Source organism: Methylobacterium sp. FW306-05-D (assembly GCF_058782155.1).
In genome coordinates this window covers 1-15,302 of record NZ_JBYSXL010000020.1, presented here as the reverse complement: position 1 = coordinate 15,302, position 15,302 = coordinate 1, and the positions used below count along the sequence as shown (strand labels likewise).

At 70.7% G+C, this 15,302-nt stretch carries 12 protein-coding genes and 1 tRNA gene; 11 read left to right on the top strand and 2 right to left on the bottom strand.

What is annotated here, in order from left to right:
• The first annotated feature begins 8 nt into the window (after positions 1-8).
• From AC3WLN_RS09575 to AC3WLN_RS09525, 11 genes are all read left to right on the top strand, one after another.
• Positions 9-86: transfer RNA gene (locus AC3WLN_RS09575), tRNA-Pro, on the top strand.
• A 442-nt stretch (positions 87-528) separates the two neighbouring features.
• A complete protein-coding gene (locus AC3WLN_RS09570; RefSeq protein ID WP_492480780.1) occupies positions 529-888 on the top strand; it encodes a hypothetical protein in 360 nt (119 codons plus the stop codon).
• A 586-nt stretch (positions 889-1,474) separates the two neighbouring features.
• A complete protein-coding gene (locus tag AC3WLN_RS09565) occupies positions 1,475-2,758 on the top strand; it encodes an efflux RND transporter periplasmic adaptor subunit (RefSeq protein WP_492480779.1) in 1,284 nt (427 codons plus the stop codon).
• A 63-nt stretch (positions 2,759-2,821) separates the two neighbouring features.
• Positions 2,822-5,983, top strand: a complete 3,162-nt coding sequence (locus tag AC3WLN_RS09560) for an efflux RND transporter permease subunit (protein WP_492480778.1) — start codon at positions 2,822-2,824, stop codon at positions 5,981-5,983.
• Between the two features lie 101 nt (positions 5,984-6,084).
• Positions 6,085-7,647, top strand: coding sequence for an efflux transporter outer membrane subunit (locus AC3WLN_RS09555; RefSeq protein ID WP_492480777.1), 1,563 nt, complete (start codon positions 6,085-6,087; stop codon positions 7,645-7,647).
• Between the two features lie 236 nt (positions 7,648-7,883).
• Positions 7,884-10,622, top strand: a complete 2,739-nt coding sequence (gyrA, locus tag AC3WLN_RS09550) for a DNA gyrase subunit A (RefSeq protein ID WP_492480776.1) — start codon at positions 7,884-7,886, stop codon at positions 10,620-10,622.
• Positions 10,623-10,752: 130 nt separating this feature from the next.
• A complete protein-coding gene (coaD, locus tag AC3WLN_RS09545; protein ID WP_492480775.1) occupies positions 10,753-11,253 on the top strand; it encodes a pantetheine-phosphate adenylyltransferase in 501 nt (166 codons plus the stop codon).
• A gap of 53 nt (positions 11,254-11,306) precedes the next feature.
• Complete coding sequence (locus tag AC3WLN_RS09540; protein ID WP_492480820.1) at positions 11,307-11,852, top strand: peptidylprolyl isomerase; 546 nt, start codon at positions 11,307-11,309, stop codon at positions 11,850-11,852.
• A gap of 58 nt (positions 11,853-11,910) precedes the next feature.
• Positions 11,911-12,363 (top strand): UCP034077 family protein, encoded by a 453-nt coding sequence (locus AC3WLN_RS09535; protein WP_492480819.1) that lies wholly within the window; start codon positions 11,911-11,913, stop codon positions 12,361-12,363.
• 4 nt (positions 12,364-12,367) lie between these two features.
• Entirely contained in the window at positions 12,368-12,826 is a 459-nt protein-coding gene (locus AC3WLN_RS09530; RefSeq protein ID WP_463776407.1) for a peptidylprolyl isomerase, read from the top strand.
• Positions 12,827-12,947: 121 nt separating this feature from the next.
• Complete coding sequence (locus tag AC3WLN_RS09525; protein ID WP_492480774.1) at positions 12,948-13,850, top strand: EamA family transporter; 903 nt, start codon at positions 12,948-12,950, stop codon at positions 13,848-13,850.
• A 4-nt stretch (positions 13,851-13,854) separates the two neighbouring features.
• On the opposite strand, the gene mobA is transcribed toward AC3WLN_RS09525, so the two are convergent.
• A complete protein-coding gene (mobA, locus tag AC3WLN_RS09520) occupies positions 13,855-14,490 on the bottom strand; it encodes a molybdenum cofactor guanylyltransferase MobA (protein ID WP_492480773.1) in 636 nt (211 codons plus the stop codon).
• 5 nt (positions 14,491-14,495) lie between these two features.
• Positions 14,496-15,302, bottom strand: an 807-nt coding sequence (locus AC3WLN_RS09515) for an Mrp/NBP35 family ATP-binding protein (protein WP_492480772.1), incomplete at its 5' end; no start/stop codon positions are given.

Sequence of the window (15,302 nt, the reverse complement as noted above, 5' to 3'; positions counted from 1 at the left end):
AGGGGCGTCGGAGCGTAGCGCAGCCCGGTTAGCGCACTAGTCTGGGGGACTAGGGGTCGGAGGTTCGAATCCTCTCGCTCCGACCATTAACATCAGCCGATCCCCCCAGGTGGCGGACATCCGCGAGGCGGCCGGCCTATCGGCCCTCCTGGTCCGGTTCCCGCGGTTTTCATCCTGCTTCGCGATCGCCGAATGGATTGAGCCAGGGTTCGAGCCGGACAGCGTTTCGAAATCTCCTGCGCGAACGACCGGCCCCGGCCTTCCGGGCGCCCCATGGTCGCCGGGATCCTGAGCCTTCTCCACGAGGCGGACGGTGCAGGCCATGGACAGGCCGTCGGCTCCGGCCGTCACGGTGACGGATGACCGATGGCGATGCCGCCCCGGTGAGCGAGAGGTCCGCCCCCGCGCCCCCCTGAGCGGCCGGGAAACCGGAGCGGCTCGCGCCGGACGGATCTTGCGCGCAGAATGCCTGCCGGATTACGGGGCGATGGCGCGGTCCGTGGGACGCGGGGGCACGGGAGGCATGCCGTGAAGGGCACGCGATGGTCGACCATGGTCGCGACGGGCTTCCTGCTCGGCCTCGCCCCGGCCGCGGCCGAATCCAGCATGCGCAAGTTCCTCGAAGGCCGGTGGGTCGGCGACGGCCTTCAGATCCGCGTCGATCAGGATGCCGTTCAGGCGAACGACAATCCGGAGAAGCCGTTCGAGTGGAGCCCGCTCAACATCCGGGACGTGACCGGTGGCATGATCGTGTTTCAGATCGGCTCTCGCCAGTACATCGGACTGATCGACGGCCAGCAGATGACCGTGACGATCACGGGGTCGAGCAGTTCGCACGTGCTGACGAAGGTCCCCCCCTCGCTACCGGTCCAGCAGGGCCGCCCGTAACTCTCCCCGGAAGCCGGCGGCCCGGCGCGGACGGAGAATCGCCGCCTTTTCGCGCCCCGTCCGGATCGAGGCAGGGCGGACGCGGCCTGGACCGACGCGGCTCGGACAACACGAAATCGTCAGCCGCTTCCAACCGCCCGTCGCGCAGCGGCCGGGCGCCCTCCGGACCCGCCGACGGCGGATTGACTCGCGGGCAAGCTTGGCCTTCTCACTCCGCCCCGGAGGCCTCGCGAGCACGCGGCGCCGGCCAAGGCGGGCCACCGATCTCGGCGCTCGGGCGACCCTTCGCGCGAAGCGCCCGCCCGGCGGACGGCCGACGGCGCCTGCCGGCGGCTCGGGAGCCCATCGAAAATTTGCCACGAACAGCGTCACACAAAAGCGGAGCGACTTGATTTAAGACAATCTCGGCCGATTCCTTTGACCTGTCCGACCCTCGAACAGGAACGCTCAGATCTGGTGGGACGCGTATTCGCCAAGAAGAACCATCCTGAAATACAGCACTCCGGGTCCTCCCCAAGGCCTCCGAAACACCCATCCGCCCGCGACCCGTCCTCCGGCGCTCAACCTGAAAGCTCTCCTGCGGCACATGACCGGGACAAAACGCACGATCGCGACCATTCTCGCGCCCCTCGGACTGCTGATCTGCGCGCTGGTGGCCGCTAGTCTCTGGCCCGGCCCGGTCATGAGCGTCTTCACGGGGTTGAGCACGGCGATCCGGGAGCGTCTCGGGGCGGGCGGGGCCGAGACCGCCGCGGGCGGCGAGCCGCGCGAGGGCGGCCCGGCCCGCCTCTTCCGGCCGAGCCCGGCGCAGCGCGCTGCCCTCGACATCGTGCCCGTCGCGGCGGTGAACTTCCGGCCCGAAGGCCTGGCGGAGGGCCGCATCGCCCTCAACGACGACGACAACGTCCCGGTCACCTCGCCCTATGCCGGCCGGGTGACCCGGGTGCTGGTGCGCGCCGGCGACGCGGTGAAGGCCGGCGACGTGCTCCTCACCCTCGAGGCCTCGGACATGGTCCAGGCCCAGAACGACTACCAGACCGCCCTCAACACCCTCGCCAAGGCCACCGCGCTGCTGAAGCTCGACCAGACCATCGCGGCGCGCCAGCAGGAGCTGTTCCAGGCCAAGGCCGTGGCCCTGAAGGACTACCAGTCGGCCCAGAACGACGTCATCGGGGCGCAGAGCGACCTGAAGACCGCCGAGGCCGGCCTCGAGGCGGTGAAGAACCGCCTGCGCCTCCTCGGCAAGACCGACGCGGAGATCGCGGCCTTCGAGAAGAAGGGGACCCTCAGCCCCGAGACCCAGATCCGGGCGCCCATCGCCGGCACCATCGTCCAGCGCAAGGTCGGCCTCGGCCAGTACCTCTCCACCTCCAGCGATCCGGTCTTCGTGATCGGCGACCTCTCCACGGTCTGGCTGGTCGCCAACGTGCGCGAGAGCGAGATCCCGCGCATCCGGATCGGCCAGGAGGTCGAGGCGACGGTGGCGGGCTTCGGCGACCGGATCTTCAAGGCACGGGTCGACTACCTGTCCGCCAGCCTCGACCCGGCCACGCGCCGCCTCGCGGTGCGCAGCGAGGTCGAGAACCCGGACCAGGTCCTCAAGCCCGAGATGTTCGCGAGCTTCACGATCTTCACCGGGCCGGGGCAGACCGCGCCGGCCGTGCCCGCCGCCGCCATCGTGTACGAGGGCGCCCGCGCGCATGTCTGGATCGCGCGGCCCGACGGGGCCATCGAGGCTCGCGACGTCACCCTCGGCCTGACGGCCCGCGGCATGGTGCAGGTCACCGCCGGGGTCGCGGTCGGGGAGGCGATCGTCACGCGCGGGGCCGTGTTCATGGATCGGGCGACGAGCGGTGACAAGGCGTCCTGACCCGCCGGGCCCGGGGCCCCTTCCTCGTTCTCATTCTCGGGCCGCGGCCGGAAATCCTCTGCGATGAACAGCCTGATCGTCTTCGCCCTGCGCCAGCGCGTGCTGGTCTGCCTGCTGTTCCTGGTGATGCTGGCGCTCGGCTATGCCAGCTACACGCAGCTCAACATCGAGGCCTATCCCGACCCGGTGCCGCCGCTGGTCGACGTCATCACGCAGAATCCCGGGCAATCGGCCGACGAGATCGAGCGCTACATCACGATTCCCCTGGAGGTGCAGCTCGCCGGCATCCCCAACGCCACCGTGGTGCGCACCATCTCGCTGTTCGGCCTCTCGGACGTGAAGGTGCAGTTCACCTACGCCTTCACCTACCAGGAGGCGCTGCAGCGGGTGCTCAACCGCCTGTCGCAGCTGCCGCCCCTGCCGGGCGGCGCCCAGCCGCAGATCTCGCCCACGAGCCCCGTCGGCGAGATCATGCGCTACAAGGTGACGGGGCCGCCGGGCTACTCCTCCACCGATCTCAAGACCCTGCAGGACTGGGTGCTGCAGCGCCGGTTCAAGGCGATTCCGGGCGTGGTCGACGTGACGGCCTTCGGCGGCCGGACCAAGGAATACGAGATCGCCGTCGACCTGAACCGGCTCCAGGCCCAGGGCATGACCCTGGTCCAGCTCGTCACCGCGCTGAACAATTCGAGCATCAACGTCGGCGGCCAGACCCTGAACGTGGGCGAGCAGTCGGCGGTGGTGCGCGGCATCGGCCTCATTCGCGACATGGACGACATCCGCGACACCATGCTGACCCAGGTCAACGGCGTGCCGGTGCTGGTGCGCGACGTCGCCGAGGTGCGGGTCTCGCACGCGCCGCGCCTCGGGATCGTCGGGCACGACGGCGACGACGACATCGTCGAGGGCATCGTGCTGATGAGCCGCGACGGCGAGAGCCTGCCGACCCTGCGCCTCGTCAACGCCGAGATCGACAAGATCAACGCCAGCGGCCTCCTGCCCCCGGACGTGCGGGTGGAGCGGATCTACGACCGCAGCGGGCTCATCCACACCACCACCCACACGGTGATGCACAACCTCGTCTTCGGCGTGACGCTGGTCTTCGTGGTGCAGTGGCTGTTCCTCGGCTCCCTGCGCAGCGCGATCATCGTGGCGGCGACGATTCCCTTCGCGCTGGGCTTCGCCATCCTGATCCTCGTGCTGCGCGGCGACTCGGCCAACCTCCTCTCCCTCGGCGCCATCGATTTCGGCCTCATCGTCGACGCCACCGTGATCATGGTGGAGAACGTCTTCCGGCACCTCGCCGAGCCGGAGCACGGCGAGGGCCAGGCGCCGCCGGGCGGCCTGACCGGGCGCCTCGGCACCATCGCCCTCGCGGGCGCCGAGGTGAACCGGGCGATCTTCTTCTCGGCCACGATCATCATCGTGGGCTTCCTGCCGCTCTTCACGCTGACCGGCGTCGAGGGGCACATCTTCGGGCCGATGGCCAAGACCTACGCCTACGCGCTGCTCGGCGGCCTCATCGCCACCTTCACGGTCTCGCCGGCCCTCTCGGCCCTGATCCTGCCCAAGCACGTGGAGGAGCGCGACACCCTGATCGTGCGGCTCCTGCGCTTCGGCCACGTGCGGATCCTGCGCTTCGGCCTGCGCAACAAGGTGCTGTCGCTCCTCGTGATCCTGGCGATGCTCGGCGTCTCGGGGCTCGCCGCCCGCAGCCTCGGCCTCGAATTTCTGCCCAAGCTCGAGGAGGGCAACCTCTACATCCGCGGCACCATGCCGGCCTCGATCTCCCTGGAGGCCGGCAACGCCTACGTGGAGCGCCTGCGCAAGATCATCGCCGCGGTGCCGGAGGTGGTCACCGTGCTCTCGCACCAGGGCCGCCCCGACGACGGGACGGACGCCACCGGGTTCTTCAACGTCGAGATCCTGGCGCCCCTGAAACCCTTCGACACCTGGCGCAAGGGCCTCGACAAGGAGACGCTCGTGCGCGACCTCTCGGCCCGGCTCGACGAGGCCTTCCCGGGCATCGAGTTCAACTTCTCCCAGTACATCGAGGACAACGTCCAGGAGGCGGCCTCCGGGGTGAAGGGTGAGAACTCGGTCAAGATCTACGGCAACGACCTCAACGACCTGACCAGGACCGCGGAGGCGATCAAGGCCACCCTGGCGAAGGTGCCCGGCATCGCGGATCTGGCGGTCTTCGCCTCCCTCGGACAGCCCACGGTGCGGATCGACATCGACCGGCGCAAGGCCGCCCGCTACGGCCTGTCGCCCGGCGACGTGAACACCACCGTCCAGGCGGCCATCGGCGGCCAGACCGCGGGCGACCTCTACGAGTACGGCTCGGACCGGCACTTCCCCATGCGGGTGCGCCTCGCGCCCCAGTACCGCCGCAGCCTGGAGACCATCCGCAACATCACCGTCGGGGCGGCCAACCCGGCGGGCGGCGTGGTCCAGGTCCCGCTCTCGGAGATCGCCACCGTGGAGCTCGTCTCCGGCGCGGCCTTCATCTACCGCGAGAATCAGGAGCGCTACATCCCGGTGAAGTTCTCGGTGCGCGGGCGCGACCTCGGCGGCGCGGTGCTGGAGGCGCAGGCCCGCATCGCCGAGGAGGTGGCCCTGCCGCCCGGGTTCCACCTCGAATGGGTCGGCCAGTTCACCAACCTGCAGGATGCCGTGCAGCGCCTGACCATCGTGGTCCCGGTGACGATCGCGCTGATCGCCCTGCTGCTCTACGTCAACTTCAACTCCGTCACCGATATGGGGCTGACGCTGAGCGTGATCCCGATGGCGATGATCGGCGGCATCTTCGCGCTGTTCCTGACGATGACGCCGTTCTCGATCTCGGCGGCGATCGGGTTCATCGCGCTCTTCGGCATCTCGACCATGGAGGGCGTGATCCTGCTCTCCTACTACAACCAGCTCATCGACGAGGGCTGGGCCCGGACCGAGGCGGTGTGGCACGCCGCCAACGTGCGCATGCGCCCGGTGATGATGACCTGCGTCGCCGCCTGCGTCGGCCTGCTCCCGGCGGCGATCTCCACAGGCATCGGCTCGCAGGTCCAGAAGCCGCTCGCCCTGGTGGTGGTCGGCGGCATCCTGCTCGCGCCGAACCTCATCCTCGTGGTGGTCCCGATCCTGATCGCCCTGTTCTCCCGGCGCGTGCCGGCCGCGCGCCCGACGGAGGCCGCCGCCCGGGCGGCGGCCCAGGCGGAGCACGCGTGATGCGCCGATCACGGACCCGCGCGCGCGCCGCCGGCCGCGTTGACTTCGGCCCCGCCCCGGCGCCTCTACGGCGCCGCACGGCGACAGGAATTCTCGGCACGATGGTGGCATCCCCCCAGAACGCGGCACCCGCCGGACGGGGCCGGAGACGCCGCCTCCGCGAGGGTCTGCTCGTGCTCGCGGTCACGGGCCTGGGCGGCTGCGTCGTCGGCCCGGACTACGTGCCGCCGGCCGATCCGCCGGTGACCCGCTACACCCGCGAGCCCCTGGGCAACCCCACCGCCGCCGACAACATCCGCACCGTCCATGGCGGCTCGGCCGACCAGAGTTTCGTCTCGGGCGCCGACGTCCCGGGCCAGTGGTGGACGCTGTTCCGCTCCCCCGCCCTCGACCGCCTGGTGGCGGAGGCGCTCGCCAACAACCCGAACCTCGACGCGGCGCAGGCCGCCCTGCGGATCGCGCAGGAGAACGTCGAGGCGCAGCGCGGCACCCTGTTCCCGGTGGTGACGGCCAACGGCCTCGGCTCGCGCCAGAAGGCGCCCGGCGGCGCCCTGCAGGGGCCGCTCAACGACACCCGGCAGCTGTTCTACAGCCTGTACACGCCGCAGGTGACGGTCTCGTTCACGCCCGACGTGTTCGGCGGCAACCGGCGCCAGATCGAGTCCCTGGAGGCGCAGGCCGAGAACCAGCGCTTCCAGCTCGAGGCGACCTATCTGACGCTGACCACGAACGTCGTCCTGGCGGCGATCCAGGAGGCATCGCTGCGTGCCCAGATCGACGCCACCCGCAAGGTGATCCAGGCCCAGACCGACGTCCTGAACCTCTACAACAAGCAGCTCTCCCTCGGGCAGATCGCCGGGGCCGACGTGGTGGTGCAGCAGGCCGCCCTCGCGGTCTCGATGCAGCTGCTCCCGCCTCTGGAGAAGCAGCTCGCCCAGCAGCGCAACCTGCTGACCGCCCTGGTCGGGCGCCTGCCCAGCGAGGAGATCGCGCCGACCTTCACCCTGGCCTCCCTGCGCCTGCCCACCAACCTGCCGGTGAGCCTGCCCTCGCGCCTCGTGCAGCAGCGCCCGGACGTGAAGGCCGCGGAGGCCAACGTGCAGCAGGCGAGCGCGGCGGTGGGGGTCGCGGTGGCGAACCGCCTGCCGCAGTTCAACATCACGGCCAATGGCGGCGCCAGCGCGGTTCGGATCGCGCAGCTCGCGACCTCGGCCGCCTCGTTCTACGGCATCGTCGGCACGGTGGCGCAGCCGATCTTCGATGCCGGGACCCTGTTCCGGCGCCAGCGCGCGGCGGAGGAGACGCTGAACGAGGCCCAGGCCCAGTACCGGGCGGTGGTGATCGGCGCCTTCCAGAACGTCGCCGACACCCTGCGCGCGCTCCAATCCGACGCCAAGGCGGTGGCGGCGGCCTCCGCCGCCGAGCGGGCCACCGGCGAGAGCCTCGGCCTCATCCGCAAGCAATACGCGGCCGGCGCCCTCAACAGCACCCAGGTGCTGATCGCGCAGCAATCCTACCTCTCGGCCCTCGTCACCTCGGCGGGCGCGCGCGCCAACCAGTATGCCGACACCGCCGCCCTGTTCCAGGCCCTCGGCGGCGGCTGGTGGAACCGCACCGACGTGAAGCCGGCCCCGCCGAGCACGGACCCGGCGAAGTTCCTCTAGGGGCAGGCCGCGAACCGCCGTCCCGGGCAGACCGGAGCGGCACGGGCAAACCGTTCGTTACCAGGGGGTTAAGCGGCGATTTGTTGGCCTGGGCCGACGAGATGCGCTATAGGTTCGGGCAGCACATCGCACGGTTCGGCTCAGCGGCCGGAGACGCGCGCGACAACGCCGTGAGCGGGCGGACCCGACCCTTGCCGCCGACGCTCCGGACCCCGGACAGGTAGAGACCGAAGACCTTGGCAGAGAACAACATTCCGGGCGCCGGCACGCCGCCGCCCGCCTCCGACATCAAGCCCGTGTCGATCACCGACGAGATGAAGCGCTCCTACCTCGATTACGCCATGAGCGTGATCGTGAGCCGGGCGCTGCCGGATGCGCGCGACGGCCTCAAGCCCGTGCACCGGCGCATCCTCTACTCGGCCTACGAGAGCGGGCACCTGCCCGAGCGCAAATACGTCAAGTCGGCCCGCATCGTCGGCGACGTGATCGGTCTCTACCACCCGCACGGCGACCAATCGATCTACGACGCCTTGGTCCGCATGGCGCAGGACTTCTCGATGCGCCTGATGCTCATCGACGGGCAGGGCAATTTCGGCTCGGTGGACGGCGATCCGCCGGCGGCCATGCGCTACACCGAATCGCGCCTCGCCAAGCCGGCCAACGCGCTGCTCGCCGACATCGACAAGAACACCGTCGACTTCCAGCCGAACTACGACGAGTCGCGCGAGGAGCCGACCGTCCTGCCGGCGCGCTTCCCCAACCTGCTGGTCAACGGCGCCGGCGGCATCGCGGTCGGCATGGCCACCAACATCCCGCCGCACAATCTCGGCGAGCTGATCGACGCCTGCGTCGCCCTCATCGACGATCCCGGCCTCTCGATCGAGCAGCTCACCGAGTTCGTACCGGGCCCCGACTTCCCCACCGGCGGCTCGATCCTGGGCCGCGCCGGCACGCGCCAGGCCTACGCCACGGGCCGCGGCTCGATCATCATGCGGGCGAAGTCCCATGTCGAGGAGCTGCGCAAGGAGCGCGAGGCGCTGATCTTCACCGAGATCCCGTATCAGGTGAACAAGGCGACGCTCATGGAGAAGATCGCCGAGCTGGTGAAGGAGAAGCGCGTCGAGGGCATCTCGGATCTCCGCGACGAATCCGACCGCGACGGCATGCGCATCGTTGTCGAGATCAAGCGCGACGCCATGGCGGACGTGGTGCTGAACCAGCTCTACCGCTTCACGCCGCTGCAATCCTCCTTCGGCTGCAACATGGTGGCGCTGAACGGCGGCCGCCCCGAGCTGATGAACCTGAAGGACCTGCTCCAGGCCTTCATCGACTTCCGCGAGGAAGTGGTCTCCCGGCGGACCAAGTTCCTCCTCAACAAGGCCCGCGAGCGCGCCCACGTCCTGTGCGGCCTCGCCATCGCGGTCGCCAACATCGACGAGGTCATCCGGCTGATCCGGACCTCGCCCGATCCCAACACCGCCCGCGACGCCCTGATGGCGCGCAGCTGGCCGGCTCACGACATCGCGCCGCTCATCGCCCTCGTGGACGATCCGCGCCACCGGGTCGCCGAGGACGGGACCTACCGCCTCTCCGAGGTGCAGGCCCGCGCCATCCTGGACCTGCGCCTGCAGCGCCTCACGGCGCTCGGCCGCGACGAGATCGGCGACGAGCTCAAGAAGCTCGCCGACGAGATCGCCGACTATCTCGACATCCTGCGCTCGCGCCTGCGCATCATGGGCATCGTCAAGGACGAGTTCGCGGAGGTCCGCGAGGCCTACGCCACCCCGCGCCGCACCGTGATCCTGGACTGGGACTCGAACGTCGAGGACGAGGACCTGATCCAGCGGGAGGACATGGTCGTCACCGTGTCCCATGCCGGCTACGTCAAGCGCGTGCCGCTCTCGACCTACCGGGCCCAGCGCCGCGGCGGCAAGGGCCGCTCCGGCATGGCCACCCGCGACGAGGATTTCGTCACCCGCCTGTTCGTGGCCAACACCCACACGCCGGTGCTGTTCTTCTCGAACCAGGGCCAGGTCTACAAGGAGAAGGTCTGGCGCCTGCCCATGGCGGCGCCGAACGCCCGCGGCAAGGCGCTGGTCAACATCCTGTCGATGGATGCCGGCACCGAGCGCATCACCACCATCATGCCGCTGCCCGAGGACGAGGCCTCCTGGGAGACCCTCGACGTCATGTTCGCCACGGCGAGCGGCAGCGTGCGCCGGAACAAGCTCTCGGACTTCGTGCAGGTGAACCGGGCCGGCAAGATCGCCATGAAGCTCGACGAGGGCGACCACATCGTCCACGTGGAGATCTGCCGCGCCGACCAGAACGTGCTGCTCACCACCCAGGCCGGCCAGTGCATCCGCTTCCCCGTCGAGGACGTCCGCGTCTTCAAGGGCCGCGATTCCACCGGCGTGCGCGGCATCAACCTCGCCAAGGACGACCGTGTCATCTCGATGACGATCCTCAACAGCTTCGATGCCTCGCCCGAGGAGCGGGCGGGCTACCTCAAGATGCGCCGCGCCGTGATCGGCGACGGAGTGGAGGGTGAGGAGACGGCGAGCCCCGAGGCGGAGGAGGGGGTGGCCGAAGCCAGCGCCATCTCCCTGGACCGCTACAACGAGATGGGCGCCAACGAGCAGTTCGTCCTCACCCTCTCCGAGCGCGGCTTCGGCAAGCGGACCTCGTCCTACGAGTACCGGACCTCGGGCCGCGGCGGCAAAGGCATCACGGCGATGCGGGTCAACGCCCGCAACGGCAATCTCGTGGCGTCCTTCCCGGTTCAGCCCTCCGACCAGATCATGCTGGTCACCGATGGCGGCCAGCTCATCCGCGTGCCGGTGGACGACATCCGCATCGTTGGGCGCGCCTCGCAGGGCGTGACGGTGTTCAACACGGAGAAGACCGAGAAGGTCGTGTCCGTCGAGCACATCGAGGGCGAGGACGAGAGCGAGGGCGGCGACGAGGCCGTGTAGCGCCTCGCGAACCGCACCCCCGTGGCGGGGCGGCCCGGCGGCCGTCCGCGCACCGCCGAGCGGCTTACGCCGTTTTCGTGTCCGGGCCGGAGGTTCCGTTTCGGGTCGAAATGCTCTACCCCGGGCCGCGATGATCCGCACCGCCCTCTACGCCGGCTCGTTCGACCCGGTCACGAACGGACACCTCGACGTCATCCGTCAGGCGTGCCGGCTCGTGCAGACCCTCGTCATCGCCATCGGCGTGCATCCCGGCAAGGCGCCGATGTTCTCACCCGAGGAGCGGGCGGAGCTGCTGCGCGCCACCTGCGAGCCCCTGGCCGAGGCCGAGGGCACGGCGCTGACGATCGTGACCTTCGACGACCTCGCGGTCACGGCGGCGCGGCGGGTCGGCGCCAGCGTGTTCATCCGCGGCCTGCGCGACGGCACCGACCTCGACTACGAAATGCAGCTCGCCGGCATGAACGGCGCCATGGCGCCGGAGGTGCAGACCGTGTTCCTGCCCGCCTCCACCGGCGTCCGCCCGATCACCGCCACCCTCGTCCGCCAGATCGCCGCCATGGGCGGCGACGTCTCGCCCTTCGTGCCGCCGCTGGTGGCGGCGCGCCTCGCCGAGCGCTTCGCGGCGGCCTGAACCTTCCTCACCGTCACGACCAACGAAAGCATGCTGCCCCCATGGCCCTTGGACTGAATCGCCGCCTCGCCCTCCTCAGCCTCGCCGGCCTGCTCGCCTCGACCCCCGCGGCCTGGGCGCTGGACGAGAACACGGTGTACCTCGACACCAAGGACGGCCGCGTCACCATCGAGCTGCGCCCGGAGATCGCCCCGAAGCACGTCGCCCAGCTCAAGACCCTGATCAAGCAGGGCTTCTACAACGGCCTGAAGTTCCACCGGGTGATGGACGGCTTCATGGCCCAGACCGGCGACCCGAAGGGCAACGGCACCGGCGGCTCCAGCCTGCCGAACATCCCGGCCGAGTTCTCGCAGGCGCCGTTCAAGCGCGGCACCGTCGGCATGGCCCGCTCGTCCGATCCGAACTCCGCCAACTCGCAGTTCTTCATCTGCCTCGGCGACGCGCCGTTCCTGAACGGTCAGTACACCGTGGTCGGCCTCGTCTCCTCGGGCATGGAGGCGGTGGACGCGATCAAGAAGGCGTCCCCCGGCGCGCCGGGCGGGGCGGTGCAGAACCCCGACAAGATCGTGAAGATGCAGATGGCGCAGGGAGCCAAGTAGCTTGCGGGGCGGCGCCCATCTCGGGGCTCTCGCGGCGCTCCTCGCCGTCGGGCTCCCCGTGCGGGCGGCGCCCCCCACGGGCCCGCTGACCCTGCCGGAGACCCTGCGGGGCACCGTCCAGGTTCCGCTGAACGGCATGGCCGACGGCGAAAAGCCCCCGGATGGCAGGAGGCTTCCCGACACCCGGGAGCCGGCCGACACGCTTCGGGCGCTCTATCCCGCGCTCGCCGCGTGCTGGGAGGTCCCGGAGGGCCTGGCCCGCTTCGAGCGTACCGAGATCACCGCCCGCTTCGCCCTGCGCCGGGACGGCTCCGTCATCGGCACGCCCCGGGTGACCTTCTCGACGCAGGATTCGGACACCCGCGCCTACCGCATCCTCACGGATGCGACCCTGGCGGCGATCCGGCGCTGCACGCCCGCCCGGATCACCCCCGCCCTCGGCGCGGCCATCGCGGGGCGCCCGATCGCGCTCCGCTTCATCTACCAAGGACCCAAGGGAAAAGGAGTCTAGACCCATGGCAGAGACCGAGACCATCATCCTGGAGACCACCAAGGGCCGCGTCGTGATCGGGCTGCGCCCCGACCTCGCCCCCAACCATGTCGAGCGCCTGAAGACGCTCGCCGCGCAGGGCTTCTACGACGGCGTGCCGTTCCACCGCGTGATCGACGGCTTCATGGCCCAGACCGGCGACCCGACCGGCACCGGCTCGGGCGGCTCCGAGCTGCCCGACCTCAACGCCGAGTTCAACGCCGAGCCGCACGTGCGCGGCACCTGCTCGATGGCGCGCACCAACTTCCCGCACTCGGCCAACTCGCAGTTCTTCATCTGCTTCGGCGATGCCCGCTTCCTCGACAAGCAGTACACCGTCTGGGGCAAGGTCGTGGAAGGCATGGACGTGGTCGACACCCTGAACAAGGGCGAGCCGCCGCGCTCGCCGGACAAGATCGTCAAGGCGACCGTCGGCGCCGCCTGATCCCGGCCGGCCGATCGATCGACGTCCGAGGGAAGTGTCCGCGCGAACGTGCGGACACTTCTTTCGTTTCGGGGCGATGCGAGACTTGGCACGCCACCCCGAGGCTGGAAAACGGCGGGCCATGACCGGCACCCTCCCGCTCCGCGACGTCCTCCTCGCCCTGGCGGTGGTGGCGGTCTGGGGCACGAACTTCGTCGTGATCCGGATCGGGCTCGACCACCTGCCGCCGCTGCTGTTCGCCGCCCTGCGCTTCGTGCTCGCCGCCCTGCCGGGGGTGTTCCTGCTGCGCCGCCCGGCGGTCCCCTGGCGCAACCTCGCCGCCTACGGCCTGCTGATCGGGGCCGGACAGTTCGGCCTGCTGTTCATCGCCCTGCGCGGCCACATCGCCCCCGGCCTCGCCTCGCTGGTGATCCAGATCCAGGTCTTCTTCACCATCGGCCTCTCGGTCCGCCTCGCCGGCGAGCGGGTGTCCGGCCACCAATGGGCGGCCCTCGGCCTCGCGGCGGCGGGCCTCGCCGTCATCGCCGCCCACACCGATGCCGCGACGACGCCCCTCGGCCTCGGGCTCGTGGCCTGCGCCGCCCTGAGCTGGGCCGGCGGGAACATGGCGGCCAAGCGCAGCGGCGTGCGGGCGATGCTGCCCTACGTCGTCTGGGCGAGCCTGTTCTCGGCGCCGCCGCTCCTCGCCGCCTCGTTCCTCCTCGAAGGCTGGGACGCCATCCGCGACGGCATCCTGCGGGCCGACCGGGCGACCTGGGCCGCGGTGGTCTGGCAATCGGTGGGCAACACGATGTTCGGCTACGCGGCCTGGGGCTGGCTGCTGGCGCGCCACCCCGCCGCCCTGGTCACCCCGATGGCCCTGCTGGTGCCGGTCTTCGGGATGGGAGCCTCGGCCCTCTGGCTCGGCGAGCCGCTGCCGGGCTGGAAACTCGGCGCCGCAGGCCTCGTCCTCGGCGGCCTCGCCCTCGGGCTGCTCTATCCGCGCTGGCGGGCGCGCGCCGCAATGAAAAGCGCGCCGACCTGACGCGTCAGGCGTCCTCGGTCCCGGCGAGGCGTGTCTCGGCGAGGCGGGCCTCGGCCGCCGCCAGGTCCTCCGGCGCGTTGATGTTGGCGAAGGGGTCGTGGGGCTCCGCCGGCCAGGACACCGCCACCGCGCCGTGGCGCCTCAGGAAGGCGCCGACCCGGCGCTCGCCGCGCTCCACCAGGGCCGCGCGCAGGTCCGCCCGCAGGGCCACCGGCCAGAGCGCCACCGTGAAGTGCTCGCGTCCGCCCGAGGCCGCCATGGCGATGGCGTCGTCCTGCCCGGCCGCCCCGGCGAGGCGCGCGACGAGGTCGCGGGGCAGGAACGGCGCGTCGCCCGAGACGCTGGCGAGGTGGCGCACGTCCGGATGATGGGCGGCCGCGTGCTCCAGCCCGGCGAGGATGCCAGCGAGAGGGCCGGGATTGTCCGGCACGCCGTCGGGCACGATCGCGCCCGGAAAATCGGGAAAGCGGCCGGGATCGCCGTTGGCGTTGAGGATCACGCCGGCCGCGCACTGGGGCGCGAACCGGGCGAGCACCCGGTCGAGCAGGGTGCGGCCCCCCAGGAGACGCAGAGGCTTGTCGCCCCCGCCCATCCGGCGCGCCAGCCCGCCGGCGAGGATCACGCCCAGCACCGGCGCCATCGCGGCTACTCGATGACGATGCGGGGGGCCGCCCGCGGGGCCGGGCCGCCGGTCAGGTTGCCCCAGAGCTTGGCGGCGATGCCGCGATAGACCTGCGCGTGCGGGCCGTCCGGGTCCACCGCCACCACGGGGCGGCCGGCATCGGAGCTCTCGCGGATCGTCATGTTCAGCGGCACCTCGCCGAGGAACGGCACCTCCAGCCGCTCGGCCTCGGCCCGCGCGCCGCCATGCCCGAAGATGTGCGAGGCCGTGCCGCAATGCGGGCAGACGAAGGTCGCCATGTTCTCGATGACGCCGAGGATCGGCACCGCGACCTTGCGGAACATCGTGACGCCGCGGCGGGCGTCGATCAGGGCGAGGTCCTGCGGCGTCGAGACGATGACCGCCCCGGACAGGGGGGTCGCCTGCGCCATGGTGAGCTGCGCGTCGCCGGTGCCGGGGGGCATGTCGACCACCAGCACGTCGAGCTCGCCCCAGGCGACCTCGCGCAGCATCTGGGTGATGGCCGACTGCACCATGGGCCCGCGCCAGATCATCGCCGTCTCGGGCTCGATCAGGAAGCCGATCGACATCACCTTGATGCCGAAGCCCTCCATCGGGGCGAGCAGGCGCTCCTCGATGACGCGGGGCTTGCCCGACAGCCCGAACAGCTTGGGCACCGAGGGGCCGTAGATGTCGGCGTCGAGCAGCCCGACCTTGAGGCCCTGGGCCGAGAGGGCGAGCGCGAGGTTGCAGGCCGTGGTCGACTTGCCGACGCCGCCCTTGCCCGAGGCGACGGCCACGATGTGGCGCACGCCCGGAAGGGCGGGGCC

Coding starts and splice junctions, on each gene's coding strand:
- AC3WLN_RS09525 (WP_492480774.1), top strand. CDS start 12,948: ATGACCGGCACCCTCCCGCTCCGCGACGTCCTCCTCGCCCTGGCGGTG.
- AC3WLN_RS09555 (WP_492480777.1), top strand. CDS start 6,085: ATGGTGGCATCCCCCCAGAACGCGGCACCCGCCGGACGGGGCCGGAGA.
- coaD (WP_492480775.1), top strand. CDS start 10,753: ATGATCCGCACCGCCCTCTACGCCGGCTCGTTCGACCCGGTCACGAAC.
- AC3WLN_RS09530 (WP_463776407.1), top strand. CDS start 12,368: ATGGCAGAGACCGAGACCATCATCCTGGAGACCACCAAGGGCCGCGTC.
- AC3WLN_RS09565 (WP_492480779.1), top strand. CDS start 1,475: ATGACCGGGACAAAACGCACGATCGCGACCATTCTCGCGCCCCTCGGA.
- AC3WLN_RS09560 (WP_492480778.1), top strand. CDS start 2,822: ATGAACAGCCTGATCGTCTTCGCCCTGCGCCAGCGCGTGCTGGTCTGC.
- mobA (WP_492480773.1), bottom strand. CDS start 14,490: ATGGCGCCGGTGCTGGGCGTGATCCTCGCCGGCGGGCTGGCGCGCCGG.